14 protein-coding genes are annotated in these 13,553 nt (G+C 38.4%); 2 read left to right on the top strand and 12 right to left on the bottom strand.

Annotated features, from left to right (window positions below; all coding sequences use genetic code 11):
• Positions 1-176: 176 nt before the first annotated feature.
• The 10 genes from BEN26_RS03225 to BEN26_RS03180 form a co-directional block, all read right to left on the bottom strand.
• A complete protein-coding gene (locus tag BEN26_RS03225; RefSeq protein ID WP_069800935.1) occupies positions 177-1,901 on the bottom strand; it encodes a tetratricopeptide repeat protein in 1,725 nt (574 codons plus the stop codon).
• Between the two features lie 262 nt (positions 1,902-2,163).
• Positions 2,164-2,970, bottom strand: a complete 807-nt coding sequence (gene hisJ, locus BEN26_RS03220) for a histidinol-phosphatase HisJ (protein WP_069800937.1) — start codon at positions 2,968-2,970, stop codon at positions 2,164-2,166.
• A 221-nt stretch (positions 2,971-3,191) separates the two neighbouring features.
• Entirely contained in the window at positions 3,192-3,845 is a 654-nt protein-coding gene (hisIE, locus tag BEN26_RS03215) for a bifunctional phosphoribosyl-AMP cyclohydrolase/phosphoribosyl-ATP diphosphatase HisIE (protein ID WP_068726086.1), read from the bottom strand.
• Positions 3,842-4,600, bottom strand: coding sequence for an imidazole glycerol phosphate synthase subunit HisF (gene hisF / locus BEN26_RS03210; RefSeq protein WP_069800939.1), 759 nt, complete (start codon positions 4,598-4,600; stop codon positions 3,842-3,844). Before hisF ends, hisIE begins: the two co-directional genes overlap by 4 nt.
• 12 nt (positions 4,601-4,612) lie before the next feature.
• Positions 4,613-5,332: a 1-(5-phosphoribosyl)-5-[(5-phosphoribosylamino)methylideneamino]imidazole-4-carboxamide isomerase gene (hisA, locus tag BEN26_RS03205; protein ID WP_069800941.1), complete on the bottom strand. Its 720-nt coding sequence runs from the start codon at positions 5,330-5,332 to the stop codon at positions 4,613-4,615.
• Positions 5,329-5,937 carry an imidazole glycerol phosphate synthase subunit HisH gene (gene hisH, locus BEN26_RS03200; protein WP_069800943.1) on the bottom strand — a complete coding sequence of 203 codons (609 nt, stop codon included), beginning with the start codon at positions 5,935-5,937 and terminating at the stop codon, positions 5,329-5,331. Before hisH ends, hisA begins: the two co-directional genes overlap by 4 nt.
• Positions 5,937-6,533: an imidazoleglycerol-phosphate dehydratase HisB gene (gene hisB / locus BEN26_RS03195; RefSeq protein ID WP_069800945.1), complete on the bottom strand. Its 597-nt coding sequence runs from the start codon at positions 6,531-6,533 to the stop codon at positions 5,937-5,939. The genes hisH and hisB overlap by 1 nt, the downstream gene beginning before the upstream one ends.
• On the bottom strand, positions 6,526-7,806 hold the full coding sequence (hisD, locus tag BEN26_RS03190; protein ID WP_069800947.1) for a histidinol dehydrogenase: 1,281 nt from the start codon (positions 7,804-7,806) through the stop codon (positions 6,526-6,528). The genes hisB and hisD overlap by 8 nt, the downstream gene beginning before the upstream one ends.
• Before the next feature lie 12 nt (positions 7,807-7,818).
• On the bottom strand, positions 7,819-8,445 hold the full coding sequence (gene hisG / locus BEN26_RS03185; RefSeq protein ID WP_069800949.1) for an ATP phosphoribosyltransferase: 627 nt from the start codon (positions 8,443-8,445) through the stop codon (positions 7,819-7,821).
• Position 8,446: 1 nt separating this feature from the next.
• Positions 8,447-9,628: an ATP phosphoribosyltransferase regulatory subunit gene (locus BEN26_RS03180; protein ID WP_069800951.1), complete on the bottom strand. Its 1,182-nt coding sequence runs from the start codon at positions 9,626-9,628 to the stop codon at positions 8,447-8,449.
• 212 nt (positions 9,629-9,840) lie between these two features.
• On the opposite strand from BEN26_RS03180, the gene BEN26_RS03175 reads away from it, so the two are divergent.
• Together BEN26_RS03175 and BEN26_RS03170 are read left to right on the top strand one after the other, a co-directional pair.
• Positions 9,841-10,110 (top strand): type II toxin-antitoxin system Phd/YefM family antitoxin, encoded by a 270-nt coding sequence (locus BEN26_RS03175; protein ID WP_069800953.1) that lies wholly within the window; start codon positions 9,841-9,843, stop codon positions 10,108-10,110.
• Positions 10,097-10,414: a type II toxin-antitoxin system RelE/ParE family toxin gene (locus tag BEN26_RS03170; RefSeq protein WP_069800955.1), complete on the top strand. Its 318-nt coding sequence runs from the start codon at positions 10,097-10,099 to the stop codon at positions 10,412-10,414. Before BEN26_RS03175 ends, BEN26_RS03170 begins: the two co-directional genes overlap by 14 nt.
• A gap of 47 nt (positions 10,415-10,461) precedes the next feature.
• Here the strand turns inward: BEN26_RS03170 and BEN26_RS03165 are convergent, their stop codons facing one another.
• Both BEN26_RS03165 and BEN26_RS03160 read right to left on the bottom strand, forming a co-directional pair.
• Positions 10,462-12,198, bottom strand: coding sequence for an alpha-glycosidase (locus tag BEN26_RS03165; RefSeq protein WP_069800958.1), 1,737 nt, complete (start codon positions 12,196-12,198; stop codon positions 10,462-10,464).
• Positions 12,199-12,301: 103 nt separating this feature from the next.
• Positions 12,302-13,327, bottom strand: coding sequence for a LacI family DNA-binding transcriptional regulator (locus tag BEN26_RS03160; protein ID WP_069800960.1), 1,026 nt, complete (start codon positions 13,325-13,327; stop codon positions 12,302-12,304).
• Between the last annotated feature and the right edge of the window lie 226 nt (positions 13,328-13,553).

Genomic DNA, 13,553 nt, shown 5'->3' with positions numbered 1-13,553 from the left:
GCAAAAGCTTCTCAACATCGTGATTCCATTCTACTTATATCATAGCAAAAAAAGACAACTTTAGGCTACGCCTAACCGAAATTCATCTCCCACTTTCACTGGTGCTGGCACACCTTCACATTTAGAAGTGGGAGACTTCTTTCGGAGGGAAGTTAAAAACGGGCTTAAAGCCCGTATTAACCGTTTTTCAATTGGTTAAGGGCTTTCGTTTTAATACTCACCTGAAGGATTGCCCTTAATTCTTGAACGTGTTTTGATATGGTTTGTTTGGACACTTGATACTTCATAGTAAGGGCTTCAAAAGAGATTGGTTTTTGATGAATTATGGCCACTAGATATTCTAAAGCAGCCACCCATCCTTTCACCTTTCTAATTTGTGGAGTATCGGGCTGAGTTTTACTGATGAACTCATACCATAACATCTTGGCATCATATACCTCCATAATGCTATAGTTTAATTTCATAAATTTTTCAGTCCACTCCAATACTTCTAGCCAGCTTTGTTTCCACTTCCGAAAATCCGGGGTTTGCCGTTCAAATTGAACTACCTTCCCATTGATTTTGACTAGATAAGGGGGTTTTGCTCTCATTTCCTCTAAAGCAGTAACCGCCTTCTTTTTTAATGAAGTAGATTGTTGTTCATCTAAAAGGAAATCTCTTAAGATTTCTTCAGCTTTATGGCAATCTAAAAGCCCAAGCCCAAGCAAAATGACTTCCTTTATCTCATCATCGCCATTTTCAATCGCCCATGTGAGAGATGATAAAATAAAGGGATCTTGTTTTAAAAGTTTAGGTTCTTGTTTAAGCAGATTGATTAACTCTTCAAATGGTAATTCATAGTGGTAAGTGAATACGGGAAATGTCAGTTCCACTTTATGTTTTTCAACCTGAGAAAGTAGGTCTAAATAAAACCTTGCAACCATAGACTTAGAATCTATTTTTAAAATCTGCTCCCACCATTTTTGAGCATAGGTATATCGCTTCGTATTGAAGGCTGCCATTGCAGCATAATGAAGTAAAACAGGGTCATGCTGTTTAAAAACATTTATCGATCGGCTAAAATGCTCAAAAACCTTTTCATGTTCTCCTAAAATAGCAAAGGTCGTTGCAAGTTTGTAAAGCTGTTCTGGGTGAATAGGATAAACCTTCTTTAATAACTCAAGCACTTGCTTCAATTGCTCTAATTCATCTGTCTGTTGATAAAAAATCGCCAAATTACAAAGGGCATGAATATTCGCATGATCATGTTCCAAGACGATTTTTGTTTGTTCAATAGCATTATGTGTATTTCCAATATAAAAATAAGCCAATGCTAAATTGTTTCTAGCAGCTAAAAAATCAGGATATTCTTCAAGAAAATGTTTAAATTGCTTAATCGCTTCATAAAATTTTCCTTCTTCTAGCAAACTTTTGATCCGATGATGGTGGAGTAATAATTCCTTTTGCTCCTCGTCTTCCTCAAATTCTATTTGCTCAATCTCCATAGATAAATACTCAACCATTTCTAGCGCTTCCTCAATATACACACCATCTGGCTCTGCCTCTATATAGTTTTGAATATATCGATATGCAGATTCCATATCTTCCATATGCGCATAATTATTAGCAAGGTAAAAATAGCACTCTGTAAGGGTTGGATCTAGTTTTTCAACAATATGAAGTAAAATATTATTTGACTCGGGAAAACGCCCCATTTCCGATAATAAGCCAGCAATATTTAAAAAGTGAATCGGATTATTCGGTTCAAAATCTACTGTTCTCCAAAAATACTTTAATGCCTTCGTATAATTGTTACGATCAATTTGTCTCATGGCCCGTTCAAAGAAAAAATTGGCATTAAAAGACATTGGAATAATTTTATCCCCTTTTGGGTGAGCGGATGTACGATAGTTTTTTTTCATCTGTATCCTCCAGCTAAACCGCAGATTCATTGAGATAAGTATATCACATTCGATTTTAAACCTCCACGTTTCAGACAGAATTGTGTTTTGCATAAGTCGGCATGGATGACGGAGCGCGTTGTAAAACACAATTCTCCTTTCCTTAGACACCTAAGAATTGTGTTTTGCATAAGCTGCGACCTTCAGGAATGCCCTTCTCTCCTTTTGATTTTAATTCATAGAAGGGCATGGATGACGGAGCGCGTTGTAAAACACAATTCTCTTACAAGGATACCATGATTCTTTGTCTTTCAGTAAAAGTTGCAATTTGTTGAACGCCAAACTCTTTGAGTAACTTTCGTCCCTCTTCTACCCCTACATGAACATGCTCTGGCAGATGTGCATCAGATCCTAAAGTAAACGGAATCTCTAAATCAACTGCTTTTTGAATAATACTAGGAGCAGGAAATACTTCCTTTACAACTTTAAATAATCCGGAAGTGTTCACTTCCATTGCCATACCACTTGCTTTGATCACTTGTAAGGTTTCATCAATGATTGGACTAATATCCTTTTCGGGAGCATGTCCATGTTTTTTGATTACATCAAAATGGCCAACGATATCATATAACCCAGATTTTGCAGCCCTTTGAACCGCTTGGTAATATTCGGCGAAAATCTCTGAGATTGGCTTTTTTCTCCAACCCTCCATCTGCCTACTATCCGAATGATCCCATTCACCTAAGAAATGAACAGAACCAATAATATAATCAAAAGGATATGGAGAAAGAAGCTTTTCGATCTGCTCTTCATATCCTTCTATATAATCTCCTTCTAAGCCAAGTTTGATCTCAATCTGGTTTTGATATTCTGCCTTTAAATCAAGCACTTCTTTTACATATTCTTCAAGTTCATCAAGTTCCATCGCACTTCCGGGATATATTTTTTCTTTTGGCAGATGAATAATTGGCATATGGTCAGATAATCCAATTTGCTGGAGTCCAACTTTAATCGCTTGCTCTACGTAATCTCTTAACACCCCTGTTGCATGCCCACAGCGTTCGTGGTGTGTATGATAGTCGACAAACATCTGTATCACATCCTATTAACATAGAATTAAACTCATACCAAAAATTGCGTTTTGCTCGGCATGGATGACAGAGCGCGTCGCAAAATGCAATTCACCTTTCCTCTTTTTTTTGGAAATTGCGTTTTGCATAAGCAGCGACCTTCAGAAGTGCCCTTCTCTCCTTTTGATTTTAATTAATAGAAGGGCACGGATGACAGAGCGCGTTGCAAAATGCAATTTCCCTATAATTTTGGTTTACGCTCATATTTTTGATCCTGGTTTTGCCCTTGATGCCTTTGTTTTAACTCTTTCATTACCTCATCTAATTGAATACCCTTTGCCTGAAATAGAACAAGTAGATGATAGAGTAAATCACTTGCTTCAGCAATGAGCTCTTGGCGATTCTCATTCTTGGTGGCAATGATTACCTCACTCGTCTCTTCGCCGACTTTTTTCAAAATTTTATCGATTCCCTGATCAAAAAGATAGGTAGTATAGGAGCCTTCTGGTCGTTCTTGATCACGCCTTGCAATCAGCTCAGCTAAATCCTCTAAAATGTTGCTAGATTCTCCCTCTTCTTTCTCACCAAAACAGCTATAAGAACCTGTATGGCAAGCAACACCTACCTGTTCAACGAAAATGAGTAATGTATCTTGATCACAATCTAATTTGATATCCTTTACTTTTTGGATGTGTCCCGAAGTTGCTCCCTTATGCCACAACTCCTGTCTAGAACGACTCCAAAACCAAGTTTCTTTCGTTTCAAGCGTTTTTGTCAAAGATTCTTGATTCATATAGGCGACCATCAAAACCTGTTTACTGTCGTTATCTTGAACCACTGCAGGAATTAGCCCTTTTTCATTCCACTTTATTGTATTGATATCATTCTGGTTCATCGAACAATGACTCCTTTTTTTCGAAGCGTTTCTTTTAATTCAGGAATTTTCACTTCTCCATAATGAAAAATAGAGGCTGCTAATGCTGCATCAGCTTTTCCTGCTTGAAAGGCCTCATAAAAATGTTCAGCATTTCCTCCGCCACCAGAAGCGATGACTGGAATGCCTACTGCTTCAGATACCAATCTGGTCAGTTTTAGATCAAACCCTTGTTTTTTCCCATCTTGATCCATACTGGTTAACAGGATTTCCCCTGCGCCTTTTTTTTCTACTTCTTTTGCCCATTCTATCACTTTTAATCCAGTCGCTTTTCTCCCGCCATGGGTAACGACCTCGTAATCTTCCCATTCATCATTATATCTAGCATCAATCGCTACGACGATACATTGGTTTCCAAACACTTTTGCCCCTTCAGTAATCAATGTAGGTTGTTCTACTGCTTTCGTATTGATCGAGATTTTGTCTGCACCTGCCCGCAGGATATTTCTCATATCTTCAACAGAACTGATTCCTCCTCCAACGGTGAAGGGAATTGAAATAGAGGCAGCTGTTTTTTCCACGACTTCTATCATTGTTTTTCTTCCCTCATAGGTTGCGGAGATATCTAAAAAAACGAGTTCGTCTGCTCCGGCTTCATCATAAACCTTAGCTAATTCTACAGGATCACCAGCATCTCTTAACTGTATAAACTGAATCCCTTTAACCACTCGCCCATCCTTCACATCAAGGCAAGGAATAATTCGTTTTGTTAACACACCTGACCCCTCCTACTTACCCATCATTTCTTTGAGAGAGATTTTCCCTGTATACAATGCCTTTCCTACGATGGCACCAACGACACCATCAGGCTCTAAAGTTTTTAATTTAAAAAGATCTTCTGGAGAACTCACTCCTCCAGATGCTATCACCTTTGCTTTGGTTTTTAAAGCAAAATTCTGTGTTGCTTCCACATTGGGGCCGGATAGTGTTCCATCCTTAGCAATATCGGTAAAAATAAAGGTTTGAACTCCAAGTTCAGCCAACCTTTGTCCTAATTCAACCGCTAGAACTTGGCTTGTATCAAGCCATCCCCGTGTAGCCACAAAGCCATCTCTTGCATCGATTCCCACCACAATCGCTTCAGGATTTAGGGAAAGTGCCTGCTTTAATAATTCTTCATTTTCTAAAGCTGCTGTGCCAAGAATTACTCGGTTGATCCCTAGATTTAGATAATCCTCAATCGTATCTAAAGTACGAATCCCTCCACCTACTTGAATCGGGATCTCTACATTTTTTGCTATTTCACCAATCAGCTCCATCTGAACTGGTGCTCCTACTTTTGCCCCGTCCAAATCAACTAAATGAAGCCATGCTGTTCCTTCTTTTTCCCATCTTCTTGCCATCTCGATAGGATCGCCATAGGTCGTTTCTTGCCCATAATCCCCTTGAAATAATCGGACACATTGTCCACCACGAAGATCAATCGCAGGATAAATCGTCCAACTCATGCTTCCACACTCCATTTCGCAAACTGGTTTAAAAGAGTCATTCCGACTTTTCCACTTTTCTCCGGGTGAAATTGCATCCCAATTACTTTTTCTCTACCAACAACAGCTGGAACCTTCCCATAATAATCCGTTGAAGCCAACAATAACGAAGAATCTTCTAACTCTACAAAATAGGAATGAACAAAATAGACATGACCTAATTCAATATCCGTAAATAATGGGTGATCTTTTTCTTTAATCAATTGATTCCATCCCATATGAGGAATTTTAAAATTTCCTTCAAAACGTTTGACATGGCCAGAAAATACACCTAATCCCTGATGAAACCCATGCTCATTACTTGTACTAAAAAGCAATTGCATCCCTAGACAAATCCCTAAGAATGGTGTTCCTTGTTCAACCACTTGATGAATAACAGGAACCAATTCTTTTCTCCTTAGGTTTTCCATTGCATCGCCAAACGCCCCAACACCGGGTAAGATCACCCCACTGCTATTCAAAATTTTCTCTTTTTGATCTGTAGCAAAGGCAGCATATCCTAACCGTTCCAACGCTTTTTGTACGCTATGCAGATTTCCCATTCCGTAATCAATAATTGTAATCATCACAGTACTCCTTTACTTGAAGGAATTCCCTTTTGTTTAGGATTGATTTGGGTCGCTTGATCCAAACTTCTACCTAATGCTTTAAAAATCGATTCAATCATATGGTGGCTATTTCGGCCATAGTGTACAATTGCATGTAAAGTAATTCTTGCTTCCAAGGCAAATTTCCATAAAAATTCATGGAAAAGCTCAGTCGCAAATGTTCCGATTCGGCGATCAGGCAAGTCGATTCGATATTCTAAATGAGATCTATTACTGATATCTACGATTACTTGACCTAAGGCTTCATCCATTGGGACAAAACTCATGCCATAACGCTGGATTCCTTCTTTAGAACCTAGGGCCTCTCGAAAGGCTTGACCTAAGCAGATCGCAATATCTTCAACAGTATGATGGTCATCAATCTGTATATCTCCTTTTGCTTTTACTGTTAAATCGAACTGTCCATGCTTACTGAATAAATCTAGCATATGCTCAAGAAAGGGTACACCCGTATCTAATGTTGTTTGTCCCTCTCCGTCTAAATGGATCGTAACCTCGATCTCCGTTTCATTGGTTTTCCGATAAATCGTTGCTGTACGTTTGCTATCATTCATTATTTTCACCTTCCAATCGTACTTGAATGGCACGACCATGTGCATGTAAACCTTCTTGTTCGGCTAGAGCGATGATTTTGTTCCCATGACTAAAAAAAGCTTGTTTACTATAAAAGATAATGCTTGATTTCTTCATAAAATCATCGACATTCAGTGGCGAGGAAAAGCGGGCCGTTCCACTAGTCGGCAGGACATGATTAGGACCAGCAAAGTAATCACCTACTGGCTCTGAACTATACCTTCCCAAGAAGATTGCCCCTGCATGCTTCACTTTGGCCAGCCAGTCAAAAGGCTGCTCAACCATCAATTCTAAGTGTTCAGGTGCCAACAGATTCACTTGTTCAAAAGCCTCGTCTAAGTGGTTGACGACAATAATTCCACCATATTGATCAATCGCTTCCCTTGCAATTTTTTCTCTAGGTAAGGTTTGTAATTGACGTTCCACTTCTTTTTGCACTTCTTCTGCTAATGAAAATGAAGGAGTGAAAAGAATCGAAGAGGCCATCGGATCATGCTCTGCTTGGGATAGCAAATCCGCTGCGATATAGATAGGGTTTGCAGCTTCATCTGCAACAATCGCAATTTCACTAGGTCCTGCGATCATATCTATCCCTACTTGGCCAAAAACTTCTCGTTTTGCTAAGGCCACATAGATATTTCCTGGACCAACAATTTTATCGACAGGTTTGATCGATTCTGTACCATATGCCAAAGCGGAAACTGCCTGTGCCCCACCTATCGCATACACTTCTTTTATCCCTAAAATCTTTGCTGCTAATAATACATGAGGATGAATGGTTCCCTCTTGATTTGGCGGAGAAACCATGACAATTTCTCCTACCCCAGCCACTTGAGCAGGGATGGCATTCATTAACACAGAGGAAGGATAGGCAGCAGTTCCACCTGGTACATAAATACCCACGCGATCCATTGCCGTTAAACGTTGTCCTAAGATTGTCCCATCTTCTTCTGTCATAAACCAAGAATCTTTCTTTTGTTTTTGATGAAAAGCACGAATTCTTTCAGCTGCTTCTTGTAATGAACTGACAAATAGTGGATCTTGGTTTTGATCAGCTTGTTCGATTCGTTCGAATGGTACTTGTAATTGTGTTAACTTCACCTTATCAAAGGCCTCAGTGAAAGCAAAAAGGGCTTGATCCCCTTTTTCTCTAACCTGACGAATAATATCAAGAACCGCATTTCTTTTTGCTTCTGTATCTTCTCCAACTTCCCGTTGTTTAAATTCAGCATAATTCCGATAGATTTGAATCATCAACCATCACCCCTAAATGACCTCAGATAATCTTTCAATAATCTCCTTAATTTTTTCCTGTTTCATCCGATAGCTCACTTGGTTGGCTATCAACCGAGTGGTAATATGAGCGATCGTTTCCATTTCTACTAAGCCGTTTTCTTTCAATGTCCTTCCTGTAGAGACAATATCTACAATTCGATCAGCTAAACCAATAATTGGCCCCAATTCAACAGATCCATGAAGTTGAACCACTTCGACTTGTTTTCCTTGTTCACGAAAATACTTTTCTGCCACACGTGGGTATTTACTCGCAATTCTAGGTACGATCTCATGATTGATCGTTTGCGGTAACCCTGCAACTGACAAGCGGCAAGGACTAATTTTCAAATCCAATAATTCGTATACTTCACGTTCAGTTTCCATTAAAACATCTTTACCAACGATGCCAATATCTGCGACCCCGTATTCCACATAGGTTGGGACATCCATCGGTTTGGCCAGAATCCATTCTACTGCCTCACCCTCAATGGTCAAAATTAATTTACGTGTATCTTCTAAGTCAAAAGGTATAGGAAGCCTAGCTCTTTGCCAAATCTCCATTGCCTCTTCCATAATCCTTCCCTTTGGCATCGCAATGGTTAATATATCCCTTTTCATCTTAAGCTTCCTCCTCTCCAATAAATGTGATGATTTCTATAGGATATTCTAAACTTTGTTTAAAAACTTCTTTTTCATTCTTTTCGATCCGGTGGGTTTCCACCATGATCTGTTCTTCTCTTCTTAATTTAAACGCATAGCTTAAGGCCTGATCTCGATGTGCCTGATCATAGATTACTTTTATTCGTCTTTCCGTCGGTAATTGAACCTCTGAAACATCTAGAATCCGATCCATATGCAAACCAAAACCCGTTGCAGCTAAGGAATTATCGAAAGCTTTTAATAAAGTATCATAACGACCCCCACTGAGAATGGGAAAACCAATCCGTTCCGTTGTTCCCTCAAACACCATACCAGTGTAATAGTCCAAATGGGGTACAAGTGTAAGGTCGAACGTAATATAGGTCTCTACATCATACAGTTTTAATAATTTCCATATTTCTACCAATTCACTGATCGCTTGTTTTGCTTGATAAGACACGGCAATGTTTAAGGCTTGCTCTAGCATAGCTCCATCACCTTGAAATGATAATAAAGATTGGAGTACTTTTTGCCCTTTTTCCGAATCTACAAATTCATCAACAAGTTGTTGATACCCTACCATATTTTTCTCAGAAAGTGCTTCTCTCATTTTTGTTTGGACTTCTTGATCAGTTACCCATTCTGCTAAAACTCCTTGTAGAAATCCGGTATGGCCAATAACCAAACGAAAAGCCCCTACTTTAACTTGTTTCAAAGACTCGATCGCTAAAACAAGAACTTCAGCATCTGCATCAGGCGTTCCTTCTCCAATCAACTCTACACCAGATTGATAGAACTCTGCAGCTCTTCCTGCCTCATGCTCTTGAGCTCTAAACACATTAGAATGATAAGAAATACGGTAGGGTAAATCTTGATTTTTTAATAAAGAAGAAACCACTCTACCTATTGGCGCTGTCATATCAGGACGTAATACTAATGTATGACCTAATCGATCAAGTAATTTAAAGGTCTTATTGCTTGGAATGGCACTTGCTTTGCCAACTGTTTCATCATATTCTAAGGTTGGTGTAACAATTTCCTGATATCCCCATCTATGAAATAATCCTTGTAATTGATTTTCCATCCATCTTTTTTTGGCTGTTATGTTTGGTAATAAATCTCGAAACCCGATTGGTTTCTCAAAGCTCTGTAGTTTACCCATCCTTTTTCACCTTTTCTAAACGTTCTGTTTACTTTAGTTTGCTACCAAACTAAAGTATTTTATAAAAGTCTATCACCAGAGGACACAAAGGTCAAGAAGAAAGTTTTCACTAGAGTTTCCTCTTTCTCCATTCTTCCCTTTTACTTGTTATCTATATTCTGATAGAATAATCATATAATAATTGTAGATAACATGATTGGAGGTTATTGAATATGATTATAAAACCCTCAACAACGCTACGTAACGACTATAACGCTATCGCTCAACTTGCCCATGAAAAAGCAGAACCGATCTATATCACACGAAATGGCGAAGGTGATCTTGTTGTAATGAGCATTGATGCCTTTATACGTAGAGAGGCCATGCTTGATCTACGTGAAAAACTATTAATTGCAGAAGAACAACGCCTTGCAGGGGAACCAACCATTTCACTTGACGAAGCATACAAGCACTTAAAGGAAAAAATTAATGGAAAGCTATAAAGTAGAGTTACTTCCTTCTGCTTATTCAGATTTAGACGAAATATTCGACTATATTATGATAGATAACCCTCAGGCTGCAGCTAATATGCTGGAAACTATTATAGATTCTCTGCGTCGTCTAGAAAATTATCCACATTCAGGAAAACTGCTACATGAACGTTCTTTAATAAAATTCAACTTTAGAATGATAATTGTTGACCCTTATATTGTCTTCTACCGTCTTATAGATAACAAAATTCTTGTGTATCGTATACTACATGGTGCAAGAAATTACTCACAGATTTTGAAAAATCAAATAGAATGAAATAAAGGGCCACCCTAAAGGTAGCCCTAATTTATTATGTTTTTATTCTACTTCAAGATTACCCCTTGATAGCCAGCCAGTTTTACTTTTACCTTGCCATCTTTTACAGGATAAGTCTCTTTGGTTAATAAGTCTTTTACCTTGCCTGTCTTTTTCGCAACTGGGATCTCTACCTCTTGTTCTTTTTGTAATGAATTGATCACAACAACGGCTGATTTACCTTCATAGTTTCTTGCAAAGGCATAAACCTGATTGATCTCATCGATGAGAACCGTTTCTACATCTCCATGGGTAAGTTCAAGATTGGATTTGCGAATCTGAATCAATTTCTTGTAATAATCAAAGAGATCACGATTTTGTTCCTTTTCATCCCAGACATAGGTCTTACGGCAATCTGGATCGTTCTTCCCTGTCATCCCAATTTCAGTGCCATAGTAAACCATTGGCATTCCGATATAGGTCATTTGGAATAAAGCGGCTAAACGTAACAATTCTTCTTTTTCACCAACAGAGGTTAAAAATCTCTCTGTGTCATGACTATCAATTAAGTTAAACATCGCATAATTGGCTTGATCGCGATATTTCATTCTTGCCTTTGCTAGTCTTGCATCAAGGGTGCTTACACCAATATTTCGTCTAGCAAAGAAATCAAAGATCGCTTCTCTAAATAAGTAGTTCATGACAGAATCATATTGATCCCCTTCTAACCATGGTGCAGAATCATGCCAGATTTCGCCAATGATTAACGCCTCTGGATTCGCTTCTCTCACCACTTTACGGAAGACCCTCCAAAAATCATGGTCAACTTCATTGGCCACATCTAAGCGCCAACCATCAATTCCCGCTTCTTCAATCCAATAACGAGCCACATTTAATAAATACTCTTTTACTTCAGGGTTGCTTGTTTTCAACTTTGGCATCGTCCATACATCATTGGCAAAGGTCTCATAATTGGGGTGTGGTTCTGTTACAATTGGGAAACTTTCAATATAGAACCAATCTTTATACTTAGACTTTTCTCCATTTTTGACAACATCTTGGAAAGCGAAAAAATCATAACCACAATGATTAAAGACAGCGTCAAAGATCACTCTTATTCCTCGTTTATGACTCTCTTTAACCAATTTCTTTACTGTATCTAAATCCCCAAAATGAGGGTCGATTTTATAATAATCAGTCGTATTGTATTTATGATTAGAAGGTGATTCAAAAACAGGTGTCATATAAATGACATTGACGCCTAAATCATCTAAATAAGGTAGCTTTTCAATCATTCCTTCTAAATCACCGCCAAAGAAATTATGAGGAGTAGGTTTGCCACCCCATGGCTCCACATTTTCCGGGTCGTTTTTAGTATTGCCATTGGCAAAACGTTCAGGGAAGATTTGATAAACAATCCCTTTTTTCACCCATTCTGGTACCTCGAATAAATCCTGTTCATTAATAAATGGAAATTGGAAATCGCCTACCGCAACACGTTCATTTGCAATTCCCTTATCCCCATACCAAACTTCAGAACCATTTGCTTCTAAATAAAAGGTATAGCGAATTCTTCTAGTTTTCGATGGAAGATCACAAGAAAAATAATCAAATAAATCATCAGAAGCGACCTTTTTCATGCGCAAAGGAACATCATGCTCAATTGGTTGATATCGATCACCATGTAAGACAGTCACTTGTTCTACATCTCCTTTTTTTGCACGAATCCGGATCCGCAAAGTATGACCATCAATTGGAAAAGCAAAGCTACCATAAGGTTGATGAAAAATAGATTCTAATAACATCAACAACACTCTCCTAACCCTTGAGATATTATTTTAAAGCAGGAGGTAAACCCCTGTCTAACTCAGAAATTTTTCTAACCATGTTAAAATAGGTTTAATTAATTTATTGGCTAGATTGCCTAATCACTAACTTGGTTGGAACGATAATTTTTTCTGGTTCTAGATTAGAGTCATCAATTAAAGCGAATAATCTGCTTGCCGATTGGTAACCTAATTGAAATACAGAAATATCGACTGAAGATAGAGATGGCGATGATAACTCAGCCATCGCAAAATTATTAAAACTAATGACAGCAACATCCTCTGGTATCTTAAATCCTTTCTCTTGCAAAGCTGCTAAAACCCCAAGAGCAATCAAATCATCCGTGACTAAAATTGCGGTTGGCGGTTCTGCTTGTCCAAAGCAATGTTCAATTGCTTCATAACCGGCTTCCTTGCTAAATTCCACAAATGAGACGCAGGATTGGTCAAAAGGTAATCCTTTTTCCAATAATGCTTGTTTAAATCCAGCTAAACGATGCCTTGTCACCACTAACTTGTTGGATCCACCAATAAAAGCGATCCTTCGATGCCCTAATTCAAGCAAATAGATTGTTGCAGCCTTTGCAGCTTGAATGTTGTCATTGTCCACATAGTTAACCAATTTTTGCTCTTCTTCATTTTCTTGTTGAGGGCTGCCGATTAAGACAAAAGGAAAGTTCCACTTAATTAGCAATGAGATAAATGGATCATTGATTCGGGAGCTAAGCAATACTACTCCATCTACTCTTTTTCCTAAAACCATTTTTGACAAGGTATCCAATTGCTCATCATGGGTTGTTCCTGTGCTCATCAACACCATATAGTCCCTTTCATGGGCTGCAACACTAATGCCTCTAATTACCTCAGGGAAAAAAGGATGCATAAAAGCTTCTTCAGAAGCCCTTGGCATCATAATCCCAATCGTGGAAGTAGAATTAGCAACCAAACTTCTTGCATTAAAATTAGGATGGTAGCCTAATTCCTCCATCGCCTCCCTCACCTTTTTCTTGGTTTCAGGGCTGATTCGAGGATTGTCTGCAATGACCCTAGATACGGTACTTGGTGATACACCACAGACCCTTGCAATATCTTTAATCGTAACAGACATAAAAATAACACTCTCCTGTAAACGGTATCAATTTATTTTAATTTAATTCAAACGTTTGCATTATTTTTATTATAGAATACTTTACAGCAAATTGAAAGAAAAAAAGAAATGCCTTTCTCTGATATTCTTTCAATCAAAGAAAGGCATGGATGACGGAGCAGCGTTGTAAAACGCAATTCCTTTTCCTTTGACACTTTAGAATTGCGTTTTGCATAAGCAAGCGACT

Source organism: Tepidibacillus sp. HK-1, assembly GCF_001748485.2.
GTDB classification, from domain to species: Bacteria; Bacillota; Bacilli; order Tepidibacillales; family Tepidibacillaceae; genus Tepidibacillus_B; species Tepidibacillus_B infernus.
This window is presented reverse-complemented; position numbering and strand designations above follow the sequence as displayed.

What these genes read in the sequence shown, in the direction of transcription:
- BEN26_RS03170 (WP_069800955.1), top strand. Translation starts at nt 10,097, where the DNA reads ATGGAAAGCTATAAAGTAGAGTTACTTCCTTCTGCTTATTCAGATTTA.
- BEN26_RS03175 (WP_069800953.1), top strand. Translation starts at nt 9,841, where the DNA reads ATGATTATAAAACCCTCAACAACGCTACGTAACGACTATAACGCTATC.
- BEN26_RS03180 (WP_069800951.1), bottom strand. Translation starts at nt 9,628, where the DNA reads ATGGGTAAACTACAGAGCTTTGAGAAACCAATCGGGTTTCGAGATTTA.
- hisG (WP_069800949.1), bottom strand. Translation starts at nt 8,445, where the DNA reads ATGAAAAGGGATATATTAACCATTGCGATGCCAAAGGGAAGGATTATG.
- hisD (WP_069800947.1), bottom strand. Translation starts at nt 7,806, where the DNA reads ATGATTCAAATCTATCGGAATTATGCTGAATTTAAACAACGGGAAGTT.
- hisJ (WP_069800937.1), bottom strand. Translation starts at nt 2,970, where the DNA reads ATGTTTGTCGACTATCATACACACCACGAACGCTGTGGGCATGCAACA.
- hisA (WP_069800941.1), bottom strand. Translation starts at nt 5,332, where the DNA reads ATGAGTTGGACGATTTATCCTGCGATTGATCTTCGTGGTGGACAATGT.
- hisIE (WP_068726086.1), bottom strand. Translation starts at nt 3,845, where the DNA reads ATGAACCAGAATGATATCAATACAATAAAGTGGAATGAAAAAGGGCTA.
- BEN26_RS03160 (WP_069800960.1), bottom strand. Translation starts at nt 13,327, where the DNA reads ATGTCTGTTACGATTAAAGATATTGCAAGGGTCTGTGGTGTATCACCA.
- hisH (WP_069800943.1), bottom strand. Translation starts at nt 5,937, where the DNA reads ATGATTACAATTATTGATTACGGAATGGGAAATCTGCATAGCGTACAA.
- BEN26_RS03165 (WP_069800958.1), bottom strand. Translation starts at nt 12,198, where the DNA reads ATGTTATTAGAATCTATTTTTCATCAACCTTATGGTAGCTTTGCTTTT.
- hisB (WP_069800945.1), bottom strand. Translation starts at nt 6,533, where the DNA reads ATGAATGATAGCAAACGTACAGCAACGATTTATCGGAAAACCAATGAA.
- BEN26_RS03225 (WP_069800935.1), bottom strand. Translation starts at nt 1,901, where the DNA reads ATGAAAAAAAACTATCGTACATCCGCTCACCCAAAAGGGGATAAAATT.